17 protein-coding genes are annotated in these 17,617 nt (G+C 51.9%); 7 read left to right on the top strand and 10 right to left on the bottom strand.

The features are described 5' to 3' along the window. Positions 1 to 93 precede the first annotated feature (93 nt). Complete coding sequence (locus BS640_RS21540) at positions 94 to 1,524, bottom strand: aminotransferase-like domain-containing protein (protein WP_017493224.1); 1,431 nt, start codon at positions 1,522 to 1,524, stop codon at positions 94 to 96. Between the two features lie 243 nt (positions 1,525 to 1,767). Here BS640_RS21540 and spy point away from each other — a divergent pair, with 243 nt between their 5' ends. The 4 genes from spy (at position 1,768) to BS640_RS21520 (ending at position 5,622) form a co-directional block, all read left to right on the top strand. Beyond that, a complete protein-coding gene (spy, locus tag BS640_RS21535; protein ID WP_084913306.1) occupies positions 1,768 to 2,268 on the top strand; it encodes an ATP-independent periplasmic protein-refolding chaperone Spy in 501 nt (166 codons plus the stop codon). Between the two features lie 317 nt (positions 2,269 to 2,585). Continuing rightward, positions 2,586 to 4,652 carry a carbon starvation CstA family protein gene (locus BS640_RS21530; protein ID WP_084913305.1) on the top strand — a complete coding sequence of 689 codons (2,067 nt, stop codon included), beginning with the start codon at positions 2,586 to 2,588 and terminating at the stop codon, positions 4,650 to 4,652. Continuing rightward, on the top strand, positions 4,645 to 4,950 hold the full coding sequence (locus BS640_RS21525; RefSeq protein ID WP_084913304.1) for a YbdD/YjiX family protein: 306 nt from the start codon (positions 4,645 to 4,647) through the stop codon (positions 4,948 to 4,950). Before BS640_RS21530 ends, BS640_RS21525 begins: the two co-directional genes overlap by 8 nt. A gap of 117 nt (positions 4,951 to 5,067) precedes the next feature. Beyond that, the gene (locus tag BS640_RS21520; RefSeq protein ID WP_084913303.1) at positions 5,068 to 5,622 is read left to right on the top strand and encodes a GNAT family N-acetyltransferase; all 555 of its coding nucleotides are present in this window, start codon (positions 5,068 to 5,070) and stop codon (positions 5,620 to 5,622) included. Positions 5,623 to 5,749: 127 nt separating this feature from the next. On the opposite strand, the gene kdgT is transcribed toward BS640_RS21520, so the two are convergent. Both kdgT and araD read right to left on the bottom strand, forming a co-directional pair. After that, positions 5,750 to 6,745, bottom strand: coding sequence for a 2-keto-3-deoxygluconate transporter (gene kdgT / locus BS640_RS21515; protein ID WP_084913302.1), 996 nt, complete (start codon positions 6,743 to 6,745; stop codon positions 5,750 to 5,752). Between the two features lie 253 nt (positions 6,746 to 6,998). Beyond that, the gene (gene araD / locus BS640_RS21510; protein ID WP_084913301.1) at positions 6,999 to 7,694 is read right to left on the bottom strand and encodes an L-ribulose-5-phosphate 4-epimerase; all 696 of its coding nucleotides are present in this window, start codon (positions 7,692 to 7,694) and stop codon (positions 6,999 to 7,001) included. Between the two features lie 295 nt (positions 7,695 to 7,989). On the opposite strand from araD, the gene osmB reads away from it, so the two are divergent. Beyond that, positions 7,990 to 8,205: an osmotically-inducible lipoprotein OsmB gene (gene osmB / locus BS640_RS21505; RefSeq protein WP_081601468.1), complete on the top strand. Its 216-nt coding sequence runs from the start codon at positions 7,990 to 7,992 to the stop codon at positions 8,203 to 8,205. 238 nt (positions 8,206 to 8,443) lie between these two features. Here osmB and yciH read toward each other — a convergent pair whose 3' ends face one another. Both yciH and pyrF read right to left on the bottom strand, forming a co-directional pair. Then, complete coding sequence (gene yciH / locus BS640_RS21500; RefSeq protein WP_084913300.1) at positions 8,444 to 8,773, bottom strand: stress response translation initiation inhibitor YciH; 330 nt, start codon at positions 8,771 to 8,773, stop codon at positions 8,444 to 8,446. A 13-nt stretch (positions 8,774 to 8,786) separates the two neighbouring features. Continuing rightward, positions 8,787 to 9,515, bottom strand: coding sequence for an orotidine-5'-phosphate decarboxylase (pyrF, locus tag BS640_RS21495; protein WP_017493831.1), 729 nt, complete (start codon positions 9,513 to 9,515; stop codon positions 8,787 to 8,789). A gap of 212 nt (positions 9,516 to 9,727) precedes the next feature. Between pyrF and BS640_RS21490 the strand changes: the two genes are divergently transcribed. Then, positions 9,728 to 10,024 carry a hypothetical protein gene (locus BS640_RS21490; protein ID WP_017493830.1) on the top strand — a complete coding sequence of 99 codons (297 nt, stop codon included), beginning with the start codon at positions 9,728 to 9,730 and terminating at the stop codon, positions 10,022 to 10,024. A gap of 12 nt (positions 10,025 to 10,036) precedes the next feature. Here the strand turns inward: BS640_RS21490 and lapB are convergent, their stop codons facing one another. From lapB to pgpB, 3 genes are all read right to left on the bottom strand, one after another. Beyond that, positions 10,037 to 11,206 (bottom strand): lipopolysaccharide assembly protein LapB, encoded by a 1,170-nt coding sequence (lapB, locus tag BS640_RS21485; protein WP_017493829.1) that lies wholly within the window; start codon positions 11,204 to 11,206, stop codon positions 10,037 to 10,039. Positions 11,207 to 11,212: 6 nt separating this feature from the next. Further along, entirely contained in the window at positions 11,213 to 11,521 is a 309-nt protein-coding gene (locus BS640_RS21480; protein ID WP_017493828.1) for a LapA family protein, read from the bottom strand. 258 nt (positions 11,522 to 11,779) lie between these two features. Next, the gene (gene pgpB, locus BS640_RS21475; protein ID WP_084913299.1) at positions 11,780 to 12,541 is read right to left on the bottom strand and encodes a phosphatidylglycerophosphatase B; all 762 of its coding nucleotides are present in this window, start codon (positions 12,539 to 12,541) and stop codon (positions 11,780 to 11,782) included. A gap of 208 nt (positions 12,542 to 12,749) precedes the next feature. Between pgpB and ribA the strand changes: the two genes are divergently transcribed. Continuing rightward, a complete protein-coding gene (gene ribA / locus BS640_RS21470; RefSeq protein ID WP_017493826.1) occupies positions 12,750 to 13,340 on the top strand; it encodes a GTP cyclohydrolase II in 591 nt (196 codons plus the stop codon). A 66-nt stretch (positions 13,341 to 13,406) separates the two neighbouring features. Here ribA and acnA read toward each other — a convergent pair whose 3' ends face one another. Together acnA and cysB are read right to left on the bottom strand one after the other, a co-directional pair. After that, positions 13,407 to 16,082, bottom strand: a complete 2,676-nt coding sequence (gene acnA / locus BS640_RS21465) for an aconitate hydratase AcnA (RefSeq protein ID WP_084913298.1) — start codon at positions 16,080 to 16,082, stop codon at positions 13,407 to 13,409. Between the two features lie 413 nt (positions 16,083 to 16,495). Further along, a complete protein-coding gene (cysB, locus tag BS640_RS21460; protein WP_017493824.1) occupies positions 16,496 to 17,470 on the bottom strand; it encodes an HTH-type transcriptional regulator CysB in 975 nt (324 codons plus the stop codon). Positions 17,471 to 17,617 lie beyond the last annotated feature (147 nt).

The raw sequence follows: 17,617 nt of genomic DNA, 5'->3' as shown, positions 1-17,617 counted from the left end.
CCATTAAATATCACAAGGCCTTTAATGAATTTATATTAAAACGCTCAATTCCCTCTATACTCAAGGATGAAAAAGGCGTTTATTAGCGCTACATCATGTTTTGTTTCTCTCAATCTCACCGAACACAATGTCTGCCAGCGTTTTTATGGCGTCTTCGGCACGCGTATTCCATTCGAACGAGCTGTTCAGCCGCAAGGAGTGGCGGTAACGATCGTCGACGGCAAACATGGTTCCCGGCGCAACGCTTATACCTCGAGCTAGCGCCTGCTGATAAACCCTTGTCGCATCGACCTTGTCCCCCAAATAAACCCAAAGGAAGTAGCCCCCGCTGGGCTGACTCACGCGCACCTGGGGCGGGAAAGCCTTGAGTATTTTGTTACGCATCGCGTTTTGGCGGAGTTCGAGTTGGCGACGCAGGCGACGTAAATGCGCGTCATATGCGCCTTGGTGAAGAAAATCGGCCAGCCCGAGCTGCACCGGCACACTCGCCGACAGTGTACTCATAAGCTGCAGGCGCTGTATGCGCGAGGCATACGCACCCGCCGCGACCCATCCCACGCGAAAGCCCGGCGCCAGACACTTTGAGAAAGAAGAACAATGGAGGATCTGCTGACGGTAGGAAGACACCTTCAGCGGCATCGGGCGTTCGCCGTTGAAATAGAGTTCACCATAGACGTCATCTTCGATGATAGCGACATGATGGGCCTCAAGAATCTCCACCAGCCGCTGTTTCTTCTCTGCTGACATTGAGCAACCAAGAGGATTTTGAAAATTCGACATCAGCCAGCATGCCTTGATGGGGTAGGTTGCCAGCGCCTGCTCGAGAGCCTGCAAATCCATGCCCTGCTGCACATCCATCGGGATTGCGACGGCCTTGAGCTTACGCCGCTCAATGGCTTGCAACACGCCATAAAATGCCGGTGATTCTATCGCCACCCAGTCACCGGGCTGCGTCACCACCTGAAGGCTGAGTCCCAGCGACTCCAAAGCACCAGAGGTGATAACAATTTCGTCCGGCGTCACTTCTATTCCCTGCTGGGCGTAACGCTGTGCAATGTTGCGCCGTAACTCCTCGTTGCCCGGCGGAAGATTGGCGATGGCGCTATGCGGCGACATGCGTCTGACGGCGCTGGCCAAAGAACGAGCCAGCCGCGGCTGAGGAAACAACGTCGGGTCCGGGAACGCCGAGCCAAAGGGGACGATGTCAGGATCCTGTCCAGCTTTAAGAATATTGAAAATAGCATCATTGACGTCAATGTCCTCGGCAGCATGCAGATTACTTTGCGCATGATGCACTACGGGAACGTGCTGGCGCGGCGCAACGTAATACCCCGATTGGGGACGTGAAACAATCACCCCCTGACTTTCAAGTAATTGATAAGCCTGTAACACCGTCATCAGGCTAAGCCCTGACTGTTTGCAACTCTCACGTAACGAAGGCAGTTTTTCACCAGGTAGCCAAACCTGCGCGTCAATTTGGCGACGTAGTGTTTGCGCAAGCTGCTGATAACGCATCACGGTCATAGTTTTATCACTTACTTTTTGAGTTGGATGATTGAAAACCTTACGAATTCTAAACACATTCTCCACGATTGCAGAGTTTGTGACACGCCTGCTTTCAGACATTTACAGTACCTAGCACTACTATTCATTTCGCGCGTTAGACTGTATTTCGTCAAGACAGCACGGTGAACCCCCTGCTGAACGTACGCAACAAAACTAGCTGGTACAGAATCTGGCTAAAACAGAACAATGAGGAATTGAATTATGCGCAAACTTACCGCAATGGTTGTGGCTTCAACTCTGGCTCTGAGCTCGGCTTCTTTCGCCTTCGCCGCAGAAACCACCCCGGCGACGGGCGCACCGGCTCAAACTCAGGGCGCTATGGAACACCATAAAGGACCGCGTCACTATAATCCATTTGCCGGTCTTAACCTGACCGAGCAGCAGCGCACACAAATGAAAGCGCTGTGGAAAGAATCTGGACCGCGCCACGATCGCGGTGACATGAAAAAACAGATGGATACTCTGCACGGCCTGGTGGCATCCGATACCTTTGATCAGGCTAAAGTGAAGGCCGAAATCGACAAAATTAGCCAGGAGCAGTCTGCCCGTATGTTGGAGCGCGCTACCATGGAGAACAAGATGTATAATCTGCTGACTCCAGCGCAGAAAAAACAGTTTAACGAAAACTATCAGAAACGTGCAGAAAAAATGGCTGAGCATCATCGTGAGCACAAAGCCGATGCCGACAAACCTGCGGCCTGATAACTACGCATTAATTTAGCGTTGTAAGACCTGATGAACCGGCCCCTGAGGCCGGTTTTTTTATTGCCAAAACTGTGCGCCAAAGCGCTGTAATAATCGCCCTCACCCTACTTGTTCACATAAAGCGTTTACTGCATCACACTTCTGATTTTATGTTTAATTTATCAGCTGTGAAACTGCATTTTTTGCGCTGTAATCTTCAATGTCTGCAATAAGTTACCTATGACAGAACCGGGTATTCTTCTTTCTGCGCCCGCCTGTTTAAACGAAGAATAGCGGCCATACATTAAGGTCGCACATTGAAGGAGTTGTTGATCATGACAAACGTCAAGTCCGGAATTCTCTGGCTGATGGTGGCGTTGGTGGGAGCCTTTTCTTTTGGCATGCTGGCGCTAAGTCGCGGCGAACACGTTAACGCCGTCTGGCTTGTCGTCGCCGCTATCGCCTGCTACAGCATTGCCTATCGCTTCTACAGCCTTTTTATCGCTAAAAAGGTTTTTGGTCTGGATGACCGCCGTATCACCCCGGCACTCAGGAAAAATGACGGCCTCGATTACGTACCAACCAACAAGTGGGTGCTGTTCGGCCACCATTTTGCTGCTATTGCCGGTGCAGGCCCGCTGGTAGGGCCGATACTGGCCGCGCAGATGGGCTTTTTGCCAGGCACCATCTGGATCCTGGTCGGCGTTATGCTAGCCGGTGCGGTGCAGGACTTCCTCATTCTGTTTATTTCCACCCGCCGCGATGGCCGCTCTCTCGGCGAGATGGCCAAGCAGGAGCTGGGTGAATTCGCCGGTGTGGTCACCATGCTCGGCGCGTTAGGCGTGATGATCATTATCCTGTCAGCGCTCGCCCTAGTGGTGGTCAAAGCACTGGCTGACAGCCCGTGGGGGCTGTTCACCATCGCAGCAACTATTCCTATCGCACTGTTTATGGGCGTTTACATGCGTTTCCTGCGCCCCGGAAAAATTGCCGAAGTCTCTATCATTGGTTTTGTGCTGATGATGCTGGCGATTATTTATGGTGGAAATGTCGCTCAAGACCCTTACTGGGGGCCTTTCTTTACCCTTCACGGCACGACACTCACCTGGGTGCTGGTGATTTATGGCTTTATTGCTTCAGTTCTGCCGGTCTGGCTGTTACTGGCCCCCCGCGATTATTTATCAACTTTCCTGAAAATCGGGGTTATTCTCGGACTGGCGGTGGGCATTATTTTCGCGATGCCGGAAATGAAAATGCCAGCGGTCACCCGGTTCATTGACGGTAGCGGCCCGGTATTCTCCGGTGGCCTGTTCCCGTTCCTGTTTATTACTATTGCCTGCGGCTCGATTTCAGGTTTCCACGCGCTGGTCGCAAGCGGTACAACGCCGAAACTCATTGAAAAAGAAAGCCATATTCGCTTTATCGGCTACGGCGCGATGCTAATGGAGTCCTTCGTTGCCATCATGGCGCTTATTTGTGCGTCGGTTATCGACCCTGGCGTGTATTTTGCCATGAACTCCCCCGCCGCCCTCATTGGCACGACGGTCGAGAGTGCCTCCCAGGTTATCAACGGCTGGGGATTTGTCGTCACCCCGGAAATGCTGACCGTTATTGCTCGCGACGTGGGTGAACAGTCTATCCTCTCGCGTGCCGGAGGCGCACCGACCTTCGCGGTAGGCATGGCCCATATCATCAGCGACGTATTCAACAGCCGCGTAATGATGGCCTTCTGGTATCACTTTGCGATTCTTTTCGAAGCCTTGTTCATTTTAACCGCGGTGGATGCGGGTACCCGCGCCTGCAGATTCATGGTGCAGGACCTGGTCGGCGTAGCGGTGCCTTCCCTTGCCAATAACCGCTCCTGGATTGGCACAATCGCAGGCACCACGGTTTCCGTGGCAGGTTGGGGATTCTTTGTCTATCAAGGCGTAGTTGATCCGCTGGGAGGGATTAACACTCTGTGGCCGCTGTTTGGGATTGGTAACCAGATGCTGGCATCGATGGCGCTTATCCTCGGCACCGTTGTGTTATTCAAAATGAAGAAACAACGCTATGCCTGGGTCACTATTCTGCCAACGGTATGGCTGTTTATCACCTCTATGACGGCAGGATGGCAGAAAATCTTCCACCAGAGTCCGTCGATTGGCTTCCTCGCACAGGCGAACAAATTCTCTGCCGGCATCGATAACAACATCATTATCAAACCGGCAAAAACTATCGCCGATATGCACACTATCGTACTCAATAACCAGATTAACGCCGCACTCTGTGGGTTCTTTATGCTGGTTGCCGTCACTATGCTGGTTTCTGCCTTCTTCGTGATACGCAGGGCCCTGAAATCGCCACAGCCGACGGTGCACGAAACCAGCCCGCTTGCTAGTCGGGAGGCTCGTCATGTCTGAATATGGTTTACCTTATCGCGCTCAGCCAAGAGCCTTGCTGACGATTACTCGCTGTCAGCCCATGGTGGCACGTCCTCCTCGCCCTGAAAACTTGCGCCAGTGGGTTAAATTTATTGGTAAGGGGATAGCGCAAAGTTTTCGTCTGATGGTTGGCGTACAGGACTATCCTAATTACGTGCGCCATATGCAGGTCCATCACCCTGAGAAAACACCGATGACGGAAAAAGAGTTTCATCGCTACTGTCTCAACGCGCGCTTTCCGAGTGAGGCAGGCAAGCTGGGTAAATGTCCTTGTTAAGGATTTAAGAAATAATCTAAGTCTGAGTAATTTGTGATTTAAGGAATGATAATACGCCTGAGCCTTTTTACAGGCGTATTATTGCCTTACTCTTGTCCGTAATTTGATGAAGCCCCCATGAAAACTGACTCTCCCGTAATTCGACCTGCCACCGCAGACGACGCAGAACAGGTTATCGAGCTCATTAGCTTTGCCGATGAAAATGCGCTGCTTTACCTCACCGGAAAAAGCGATTTACAGGAGGCGAAAGCGGTTTATCGGCGAGGATTTTGCCGCGAGGACGTTTACTACAGTTATCTGTTCACCCAGGCTTGCTTCATCGAGGGACATCTCGCGGGCTGTATTCTCGCTTTCCCCGGCTATCTGGAACCCACTTTTATCGCGGAGACAGAATCAACACTTCCTCTGGTAAGAGAAGCTGAAGACGACGAGCTGTATATCGATTCTCTGTCGGTTTACCCTGCTTTTCGCGGGCAAGGACTCTCAAGGTATCTGATTGACGCAACCAAAACGCAGGCTCTGCGCTATCAGCTCAGCAAACTTTCTCTTTTAGCCGATGACACCAAGCCGCATCTTGAAAAAATGTACGCTCGCTACGGTTTCATAACGGAAAAAGAAATCACGCTGAACGGCGTAGTACATAAGAAAATGGCCCTTTGCGTCAGAGGATAAATAATCAATTTATTAATCCTCTAAAGATTAAAAGCGGAACTCAATGAATTCCCCCTCATCGACCTAAGCCAGTGAAAGGGGGAGTGAAGGAAGATTAGGCGCTGGCCGTTTTAAAGATAACGAGGTTTTATTTGATGCGAGCCATCTGTTCTTCGATAACTTTTCCCTTAACGGCTCGATTTTTGATTCTGCGTGACCACATCGCGGTTAACACGGGTACTAATACGGAAGTGACGATCACCGAGGTGGCCACCAGCGCCGTTGCGGCCGGTGCTGCCTCTTTAAACTGAGGGACCATTTCGGCTATTAGCACTGGCGTGGCTACGGCCGCCCCCGCCGAGCTAGACGCGGCGATACCTGCGGTTCCATCCCCGCCTCCGATAAATTTATCGGCCAGCATCAGCGGAATGCCGGTGATAATAATGACTGACATCCCCAGTAGCACGCCAAGCAGGCCGGTTTGCGCGATCACGCTCAGATTGATAGTGTTACCCAGTGCGAAGGCAAAGAACGGGATCAGCGTCTGCACCGCCTTGCCAAAAAACTCCCTCAGTTCAGAGTCCAGATTTCCCAGAGCAAAACCTATCAGGAACGGCAGGACTGCACCGACAAATACGTGAGGTTCGAAGGAGGCAATACCTGCCGTTCCCAGAATCACCATCGTCATCAGCGGGCCAGACTCCAGCGACATCAATACAAATGCGCCCGCCTCCTCTTTGGTTCCGTATTGCTGCATGATAGAGGCATAAAGTCCGCCGTTGGTCATGTCCATCGAGGCCACCAGCGCCAGCGTTGATAGCCCGGCGAAAAAGCCGATTTCCACGCCATGTTCCGGGATAAATTTTGAGGCAACGGCCGCAACAATCCAGGCTATCGCGATTTTGGTGACCACCAGCGTGCCGGATTTACGCAATACCGTCCCAGTGGCACTGAGTTTGATTGAAGCACCCATACAAAAAAACCAGACCGCTAAAATGGGCACTGTGCCGGTCATCAGTCCATTGGAGAATGACCCCAAATATTTGCCTGAATCCGGCGCTAGCGTATGGCAGATTGCGCCAATGAACAGCGGCACCAGCATCATTCCGCCAGGGATTTTTTCGATTGCACGTTTAATTCGCATGTTATTCCCACCGGGTCAGTTATGCAGTCATTGCGGTTAACGAGCTGGCGCTACGGCTGGAAAGCGACAGTAAACTCGCCGATGGGTGCTAAATTAGCCATTTATTGAACAAATAAAAGTGATCGCAACCATAAAAATGAAACAGTGTTTCTATTTTTAAGATCAGTTGTTTCTATTTCGTGAGGCCAACAAAAAAAACCCACATCGGGGAGGATGCGGGCGCGAGTCTCTTGGAAGTGCAAAGGCGGTGATTTTATTGCCCGTAGTAGGCATTCTTACCGTGTTTGCGCAGATAGTGTTTGTCGAGCAGCGATGCCTGCATCACCTCCAGCCGCGGCGTCAGCTGTTGCGAGAAGATCCCCATATAAGCGACTTCCTCGAGCACCACCGCATTATGTACCGCATTATCGGCGTCTTTTCCCCAGGCAAAGGGGCCGTGCGAATGAACCAACACGGCGGGCACGTCTTTTGACGACAGGCCGCGCTCGGCAAAGGTTTCAACAATAACCTCGCCGGTCTGCCATTCATATTTGTCGGCAATCTCATCGTCGGTCATCTTGCGTGTACAGGGGACTGCGCCATAGAAATAGTCGGCGTGCGTCGTGCCCCAGGCTGGAATATCCAGCCCAGCCTGCGCCCAGATAGTCGCGTGACGTGAGTGGGTATGCACAATGCCGCCTATCTCGTTAAATCGCATATAGAGAACACGGTGAGTATCGGTGTCAGACGACGGTTTTTTACTGCCTTCAACGACTCTGCCACTTTCAACCTCAACCACCACCATGTCATCCAGCGTCATATGCTCATACTCCACACCGGAAGGTTTAATCACCATCAGCCCCTGCTGTCTGTCAATTGCACTGACGTTGCCCCAGGTAAAGGTCACCAGATGATGTCTGGGCAGCGCAAGATTGGCTTCGAGAACCTGTTCTTTCAATTGTTTAAGCATCGGAATGTCCTTTATCTGCCCTTTTACTTATTCTCGGAGCAGGAGGCTTTTAGGGGTATGGTGAAAATAGCTAAAGAGTGCGTGCTGTTCTGCTGCGATGAAAAAACTGACTGCCGTACGGCGTTTTCAAAAGGTGACGCTTTGTGCTGTTAAAAAGAATGAAATTTTAATTAAGACTATTTACCTGTTTTCCCAATGCGGTTATGAGTAATTTACGCTAATCCCGCGGAGATGATTTTTTTTAACTATACTTATTAACGAAATGCTAGTGATATCCTTTCTTAGGAGAACGACAATGTTCTTAAATAAACGTATTGCCACTATTGGTATGGTACTTGCTGTTGTAATGTCTGTGAGCGCATGTGGAAACATGTCACACCGTGGTCGTAATACTGCCATTGGTGCCGGTGTCGGTGCTCTGGGTGGCGCCGTACTGACCAACGGTAGTGCTCTGGGTACGATTGGTGGCGCGGCAGTAGGTGGTGTTGTAGGTCATCAGGTTAACCGATAAGTAAAGGCCTTAAAACTAAGCGAAATAAACCACGGTAAGTTAAAGTAAATTAATTACGGTTTATTTAAACTTAATGGCTTAAATATTCAGTTATTAAATCTCTGAGGAATCGGCGACTGTTTTAAAAAAGTTTTAAAGAAACAAAACGGTTGTTTTCTGAAAAGACGTAAGAATTTTATTTATGACCAATCTGCTGCCTTCAAAAGCAGCAGATTGCTATTTAAAGAGAGTTCAGGCTTTACCCACCTGCGAGTTTGACCTTAAAGTTTTTTGCCTCTAACAGCTGCTTTAGCAAATCCCTTTTGTCTCCCTGAATCTCAATCACGCCGTCTTTGACTGCCCCACCGCAGCCACACTTCTTTTTCAACTCGGCCGCAAGCTTGTCTAATGCGGCATCATCGAGGTCAACGCCGGTAATCAGAGAGACGCCTTTGCCTTTACGCCCGCTGGTCTGGCGTTGAATGCGAACTACGCCATCGCCCTTCGGTCTTTCGATTTTGGCCTTCGGCTCGTCAATCCTGCCGCTCTCAGTGGAATAAACCAGCCGGCTGTTATCGTCATTTTTCATTAACCCTGTCCTTTTATGCCAGAGAGGTGCGAATATCACGCAGCGTCTGTGCCGGGTCGGCAGACTGCGTAATCGGACGGCCAATGACCATGTAATCTACCCCTGCCAGCTGTGCATCGCGCGGCGTCATCACGCGGCGCTGATCGTCGGCGGCGCTACCCGCGGGACGAATTCCCGGAGTCACCAGCTTAAATGCCTGACCCAGCTGCGATTTGAAGGCCACCGCTTCCTGTGCAGAACACACAACGCCATCAAGGCCACAGTCACGAGTCAGTGTAGCCAGTCGCAGCGCATAGTCCGCCGGGCTAAGGTTGATACCCAAATCGGCTAAATCGCTGGCTTCCATGCTGGTGAGCACGGTAACAGCTATCAGCAAAGGTGCGTCCTGACCAAATGGCTGTAGCGCATTTTTCGCAGCAGCCATCATACGTGCACCACCGCTGGCGTGAACGTTAACCATCCACACGCCGAGATCGGCCGCAGCCGCGATAGCGTGCGCCACGGTGTTAGGAATGTCGTGGAATTTCAGATCGAGAAAGACGTCAAAGTCGCGGGCATGCAGATCTTTCACCAGCTGCGGTCCAAACAGCGTAAACATCTCTTTGCCGATTTTCAGGCGACAGTCGCGAGGGTCAATACGGTCAACAAAATCTAACGCCGCTGACTTATTTGCGTAATCAAGGGCGACTACAATTGGTGATGATTTCAAGTCGTTGTTATTAGGGTTATTTTCGGACTTCATTTCTTCAACCTCTTGTAAGTTTTGAACAAAAATAGTGTACGACAAAATTGTGACGCCCGCATTCTACATGGCATGACCGATAAATCCCAGCCAATCGTTTTCACGACAAATGAACGATGCTTTTGTTACATTTTTATGAATTTTTTGTGAACGTGTGGACAGCCTGCCTCAGCTGACATACTTTGGTGTTTTATATTTAGGAAAGCTTAAATATGAGTGAGATATCAACGTTAACCATTAAAATCCCTTTGGCGCTGAAAGAGCAAATCCGTGAAGCGGCGTTACAGGGTGAACATTCTCTCAGTGCCGAAGTCTGTGCACGACTCGAAGAAAGTTTTATTGCAGCAGAAGACAAGAAAAGCAGGAAGGTCGCGAAAGTAGAAGAACCAGAGATTGATAATCAGCACTTGGGTGAAAATACCGAACCGGCACTCACCCAAAAAGAACTCAAAAAACTGCGCCAACTGATCAACAAAGCCCCGACTAAAACTCACAGCAAAAAGAAATAACGCCCTTCTTTTTTATTGTCCGTCGAGACCACGAATCGGTTTCACCGTCGCCCAGGCTCGGCATGACGGGCAATGCCAATACAGCGAATGTGCCGTAAAACCACACTTATGGCAGCGATAACGCGGCTTGGTGCGGATCTGTTCACCGACCATGTCACGCAGCAGCACCAGGCTCTCTTTCGCACGCCCCTCCTCGGCATCCGCCAGGTGATAATCCATCAAATGGTGGAATACGCGCATGGTCGGGTGACGCTGAAGCTGGCGGTTGATGTAGAGCTGCGCCACCTCACGCCCTTCTTCCTGTTGCAGGATTTCAGCCAGCATCAGTTCAGCCGTGGCACCGGTATTTTCATCCACACAGCGTTTCAGAAACTCGGCCCACTCCAGACGATTGTCTAAATGCTGATAGCACTCTTGCAGCATGGGCAGCGTTTCACTGACCACTTCTTTATCTTGTTCGAGCACGCGCTTGAGGGCCTCGGCGGCTTTGCCGTATTCCGCCTGCGCCAGCAGAATTCTGCCCTGCATGATGGATACTCGGGCACAGAGCTTATCGGCAGAGGCGGCTTTTTTCAGCAGTCCGCTGGCCTTGTCGAGGTCATCGCTGGACATGGCCTGCAACGCCAGCTCGCAGTAGAAATGCGCGATCTCCTGACGTTTGTTGGTTTTTCCAAGCTTAATGAGCTTCTCGGCAACCTCGATAGCACTTTGCCAGTCGCTGGTTGCCTGATGAATAATCAGCAGCTGTTGCAGGGCAAAGAGCTGGAAGTCTTCCTCTTTCACCAGCTGATTGAACATGTCTTCGGCGCGGTCATAGAAACCCGCGGCCATATAGTCACGCCCAAGCTGCTGCACGGCGAGCAGACGCTGTTCGAAGGTCAGCGACGCGCTCTCCATCAGCGACTGGTGGATACGGATGGCCCGATCGACCTCGCCGCGCGAACGGAAGAGGTTCCCCAGCGTCAGATGCGCCTCAACGGTGTTGCTGTCCTCTTTCAACATATCGAGAAACAGGTCTACCGCTTTATCTTGCTGATTGGAGAGTAAAAAGTTTACGCCTGCCACATACTCGCGAGATAAACGGTTGGCATTCTGCTGTTTGTCCTGTTGTGAGCTTCTGCGCCCCATGTACCAGCCGTAAGCGGCGGCGACGGGCAATAACAGAAACAGCAGTTCTAACATAAAAGGTTATTCCTTACTGACCGGGTGCTGCGGCACGGCAGGTTCCGTCGTGACCGGTGCAATTTGCTGCTCTAGACGTTTAATTTTACGCTGTGCACGGCTGAGAGATAGACGTATGCGCAAATAAAATAGACCGCAGATTATCCATCCCAACACAAAGCCGGTCGCAAACAGCACGGCTAACAGCGTTGATACGCGATAATCGCCCTGCGCCAGTAAATAATTAAAAGTCACTACCTGATCGTTGTGGGCACCCAGAGTGATAGAAATCACGACGATGACCAGCACGAACAAAAAAATCAGCAAATATTTCACATTCATTCCTGTAATGCCGGAGAGTCCGGATAAATTATGCCAAAAACTGACGTCCTGACCTAATAAGTTAGCATTTCCTTCCGCAGCTGGGAAACTTTGAGGCCGGATAATGCCGGCATTGCAGAAAGTTCATACAGTCAGGCGATTATGCAACCCGTTATGTGTAACCCTACGGTCACAATACGTTTTCCCGACCGTTTATTTTGTCACCACAATAAATATATGGGGCTAGCGAGCAAAAATTAAAGGTCAGCGCGATTATTCAGGTTCACGCTCGGTTATCTCCTGCTGCTCCTGCGGTGGTGGCGCGAAGGATCCGCACACTTTTTGTGCTATCCAGCAGGCCAGGGTAATGAGTACCCAGCTGATACCCACCGACGCCATCAGGTCTCTCGGCCAGTGCATGCCCAGCAGCAGGCGGCTGCCCATCACTAACGCGGCCCACACCATCAGCACCGCAACGGTCTTATAATGACGACGTGGCCACAGCAGACCCACACCAAGCAGCGCCCAACTGGCGGCAAACATCGTATGTCCCGAGGGGAACGAGAAGCCGGTGTCCGCCTGCCAACTTTTGGCCAGCCAGCGCGGGATTTGCGCGTTATTTTCTAATTCCTGCTTTACCTGCTGGCCGCGGGCTTTGCTTTTCTGCTGGTAGAAGGCAGTCACGTCCATGTCCTGTGTTTTACCCAGCCACTGCACGTAAGGGCGCGGTTCCTGCACTTGCTGCTTAACGTAGGTCTTGATCCCCTGCCCGATAAGCACCGCCGCGCTCAGCAGCACAATCAAAACAATCGCCGGCTTAATGCGGTAGCGTAAACACCACAGAAACCAAACGCAGAGCAAAATGTTGGTCAATGTGCCCCACGGCGCACTAACCGTCTCTGTTATCCCGTAAAAGGGGCGTAAGATGAGGTCACTCATACCTGGGGCCCACTGCCAACCGCTCATCCACACTAGTACGGGCATCAGTAATAGAAGCAGAGCTGCACCGGTGGTCCTTATAGCGATTTGAAACATTGTATGGCCCTAATATCTAAAGATTCATGAAAATGAAATGTATAATGCGCATTCTACGCAGCGGCCTGCAACGCAGTCCAGCCGGGAATGATATACTTGTGAGTAAGGCTATGTTCGGGGCGCGGCTGATTTTTTCTGGTCAACCCGTTCATCTCTACGTAGGATGCGCCACAAGAATTAAGAATATTTGCAGGTTTTGGAGAGTAACATGCAGCTGAAACGGGTGGCAGAAGCCAAACTGCCAACACCTTGGGGCGATTTCCTGATGGTGGGTTTTGAAGAATTGGCAACCGGACACGATCACCTGGCGCTGGTTTTCGGGGACATTAACGGCGATACGCCGGTGCTCGCACGAGTGCATTCCGAATGTCTGACGGGCGATGCCCTGTTCAGCCTGCGCTGTGACTGCGGCTTCCAACTCGAGGCAGCGTTGAATCACATCGCCGAAGAGGGGCGCGGTATTCTGATGTATCACCGCCAGGAAGGGCGCAACATCGGCCTGCTGAATAAAATTCGCGCCTATGCCCTGCAGGATAAAGGCTACGACACCGTCGAAGCCAACCACCAGCTCGGCTTTGCAGCAGATGAACGCGACTTCACCCTGTGCGCAGATATGTTCAAGCTGCTCGGAGTTGATGCCGTTCGCCTGTTGACCAACAACCCGAAAAAGGTCGAAATTCTGACCGAGGCCGGGATCAACATCGTCGAACGTGTGCCGTTAATCGTCGGTCGCAACCCGAAGAACGAACACTATCTGGCGACCAAGGCCGCGAAAATGGGCCATCTTTTGGACAAGTAATGTTTACTGTGTCCAACAAAAAAGCACCGAAGATTCGGTGCTTTTTTTATGCCTGAATGACCGCTATCAGAGCATTTTACGGATAACATAATGCAGGATGCCGCCGTTCTCGAAGTAGGTTAACTCGTTGCCGGTATCGATACGGCTGCGTGCGTTAATCACCTCTTTTTTACCGTCGGCGTAGGTAATATGCACCGGCACGTCCTGACCCGGCTTGAGCGACTGCATACCGCTTACGCTAATGGTTTCATCGCCCTTGAGGTTCAGCGTTTTGCGCGTCACGCCCTGTGGGAACTCCAGCGGCAGGATCCCCATCCCTATCAGGTTTGAACGGTGAATACGTTCGAAGGATTCAGCAATCACCACGCGTACGCCGAGCAGTCTTGGCCCTTTCGCTGCCCAGTCACGGCTGGAGCCGGAACCATACTCTTTGCCCGCGATCACCGCCAGCGGCACGCCCTCTTTTTCATAACGCATCGCCGCATCGTAAATCGCCAGTTGGTCACCGGAAGGAATGTGTCGCGTCACGCCGCCTTCGACACCGGGCACCATTTCGTTACGAATACGAATATTGGCGAACGTACCGCGCATCATGACTTCATGGTTACCACGGCGCGAACCGTAGGAGTTGAAGTCACCGGGTTTAACGCCATGCTCGCTGAGGTAGCGGCCTGCCGGACTCTCGAGTTTGATGTTACCGGCCGGAGAAATGTGGTCGGTGGTCACCGAGTCAGCCAGAATCGCCAGAATACGGGCATCCTTGATGTCCTGAACGGGATCAGGTTCAGCCTTCATGGTGCTGAAGAACGGCGGATGACGAATGTAGGTCGAATCTTCCTGCCAGGCATAGGTCGGCGTGCCTTCGACCTGGATGTTCTGCCAGTCCTTGTCACCATTAAACACTTCGGCATACTCTTTATGGAACATCTCCGTCGTAACCTGCTCAACGGCCTTGGCAATTTCATTCGATGATGGCCAGATGTCACGCAGATAAACCGGATTGCCGTGGCTGTCTTCACCCAGCGAATCATGGGTCAAGTCGACCGACATATTGCCCGCCAGCGCATAGGCCACCACCAGCGGGGGTGACGCAAGCCAGTTGGTTTTAATGAGCGGATGAATACGACCCTCGAAGTTACGGTTGCCCGAAAGCACGGCACCGACGGTCAAATCAGCCTGCTTTATTGCAGCTTCGATAGGGTCTGGCAGCGGACCCGAGTTACCGATACAGGTGGTACACCCGTAACCCACCAGATTAAAGCCCAGTTTTTCCAGCTCAGGCATCAGGCCTGCGGCTTTAAGATAATCGGTCACCACTTTAGAACCCGGTGCCAATGACGTTTTCACCCAAGGTTTACTTTTCAGCCCTTTGGCGACGGCGTTCTTGGCCAGCAGGCCCGCGGCCATCAACACGCTCGGGTTGGAGGTGTTGGTGCAGGAGGTGATAGCCGCTATCACGACGGCACCGGTCTTCAGCTGTAGCGACTGGTTTTTATAGCTAAAATCCACGCTGTCGCGGTGCTGGGTTTTGCTGTTGCTAAATTCGAGTTCAGTCGCGGCCTTAAACGCCTGCGGCACATTCGGCAGCGCGACGCGGTCCTGAGGACGCTTTGGCCCTGCCAGACTGGACTCGACCTGCGCCATATCGAGATGGAGCGTGCTGGTAAAAATAGGCTCATCGCCTTTTTCGCGCCACAACCCCTGCGCCTTGCTGTACGCCTGTACCAGCGCAATCTGTTCGTCGCTGCGTCCGCTGAGTTTCATGTAGCTCAACGTAACTTCATCCACCGGGAAGAAGCCGCAGGTAGCACCAAATTCTGGGGACATATTGGCGATGGTCGCACGATCGGCCAGCGGCAGATCCGCCAGACCGTCACCGTAAAATTCGACGAACTTACCGACCACGCCGTGTTTACGCAGCATCTGCGTCACGGTCAATACCAGATCGGTCGCCGTGATGCCCTCACCCAGCTTGCCGGTCAGTTTAAATCCGACGACGTCAGGGATAAGCATCGATACCGGTTGTCCGAGCATCGCCGCTTCGGCCTCAATCCCCCCACAGCCCCAACCCAAAACGCCGAGGCCGTTTATCATGGTGGTATGGGAGTCGGTGCCGACCAGCGTATCAGGATAGGCCACTTCACGGCCGTCCTGCTGTTCATGCCATACGGTCTGGCCGAGATATTCGAGGTTAACCTGGTGGCAAATCCCGGTACCCGGCGGCACGACGCGGAAACGGTTAAAGGCTTTTTGGCCCCAGCGCAGGAAGATATAGCGCTCGTGATTACGCTCCATTTCCAGTTTGACGTTCTCGCCGAAGGCGGCACGGTCGCCGAACTCATCCACGGTAACGGAGTGGTCAATCACCAGATCAACCGGAGACAGAGGATTAACCTGATTGACGTTGCCGCCCAGGCGCTCAACGGCCTCGCGCATAGCGGCCAGGTCAACAACGGCGGGGACCCCAGTGAAGTCCTGCATCAGGACACGGGCCGGGCGATAGGCAATTTCCCTGTCGGCGTGGCCCGTTTTTTGCCAGTCGACAATCGCCTGCAGATCGTCTTCGGTGACGGTATCGCCGTCAACGTTACGCAGCAGATTTTCGAGCAAAACTTTCATAGACTTAGGCAATCGGTCGATATTGCCTAGTGTGGCGGCGGCTTTGGGTAAGCTGTAAAAGTGATATTCCTTATCGAGGTTTGCCAGCTTATCCTGACTATTCTTGCGAAGATCGGACGACATAGCTTCTCCTTTTAACGCGCTTTTTTTGTTTATGGCATAAACATTCTAGTTCAGCTGACGAGAAAGACCCGTCAGACAGTAAGTGCTCTAATAAAGATAACACAAATTATCATTAACATTTTGATAACAACACGAAAGGCTAATTTCCGAAGTGGCAACCTGCTGTGCCAAAGCCCCCGCCCGTTCCCCCTATCAAACTGAATAAGTCCATCAAATCCCTCGCCTTGTTATCCCTTTCCACGCTTAAGAGAGTCGTGCCATGGCGTAGACCTTGAGACACCAACCAGACGGATGATGAGATGTTTGAACTTGGCGTATAGACATTGGGTGATTTGCGGCGGTGAGAAAGGCGTTAGGACAGGCTTAAAACGACCCAGGCCACACTCTCGGCGGCCTGGGTTAAGGAAGCAGGATTACTTGTGCGGCAGTTTGATGTCTTTAAACAGCGCTTCAATATCCTCGTTCGAGCGCAGTGCGATGGCACTGTCGACCACGTCACGCGTGAGGTGCGGCGCGAAACGCTGAATAAAATCGTACATGTAGCTGCGCAGGAAGGTGCTGCGACGAAAGCCGATTTTGGTGGTGCTATGGGTGAAGATATCGCTGGCATCGACGGTCACCAGGTCTGGATCCTGTACCGGATCGACCGCCATGCTGGCGATAACGCCGACCCCTAGCCCTAAACGCACGTAAGTCTTGATAACGTCGGCGTCGGTCGCGGTAAAGACGATGCGAGGGGTTAATCCGGCACGGTTGAACGCCGTATCCAGCTCTGAACGTCCGGTAAATCCGAAGGTATAAGTCACGATAGGATAGGACGCCAGCTCTTCAATGCTGACTTTTTCTTTGCCCGCCAATGGGTGATCCGGTTGAACTACTACCGCACGGTTCCAGTGATAGCAAGGCAGCATGATCAGGTCATCGTAAAGGTGCAGCGCTTCGGTTGCGATGGCAAAATCAGCATTCCCCTTCGATACCGCCTCGGCTATTTGCGTGGGTGACCCTTGATGCATGTGCAAAGAAACTCGCGGATAGCGTTCAATAAAGCCCTTGATAACGTTAGGCAAGGCGTAGCGCGCCTGAGTATGCGTCGTGGCAACATAAAGCGACCCCTTATCAGGATAGGTATGCTCTCCAGCTACGGCTTTAATCGCATCAACTTTCGACAGCACTTCGCGGGCGATACGGATAATTTCCTGCCCCGCAGGCGTAACCTGAGTGAGATGTTTACCGCTGCGGGCAAAAATCTGGATCCCGAGTTCATCTTCCAGCATGCGCACTTGCTTGCTGATGCCTGGCTGTGAGGTGTAGAGGCCTTCTGCCGTCGAAGAGACGTTCAGATTGTGATTAACAACTTCTACGATGTAACGCAGTTGCTGCAATTTCATATCTTATACCATCCTAGTGTTAAACCCTGCCCGAAAGCTCCCGTGGTCATTGCTGACGAACGTATTACTGGTCAAAATTTTGCGCGCCAGCCCGCCGACAGCAAGAAAGGGGTGTTCTGTTGTGTGTAAGCCAACTCATTCTAATAA

Source organism: Rouxiella badensis (genome assembly GCF_002093665.1).
In the GTDB taxonomy this organism is placed as follows: Bacteria; Pseudomonadota; Gammaproteobacteria; order Enterobacterales; family Enterobacteriaceae; genus Rouxiella; species Rouxiella badensis.
The sequence above is the reverse complement of the archived record's forward strand: the minus strand, read 5'-3'. Positions and strand labels throughout refer to the sequence as shown.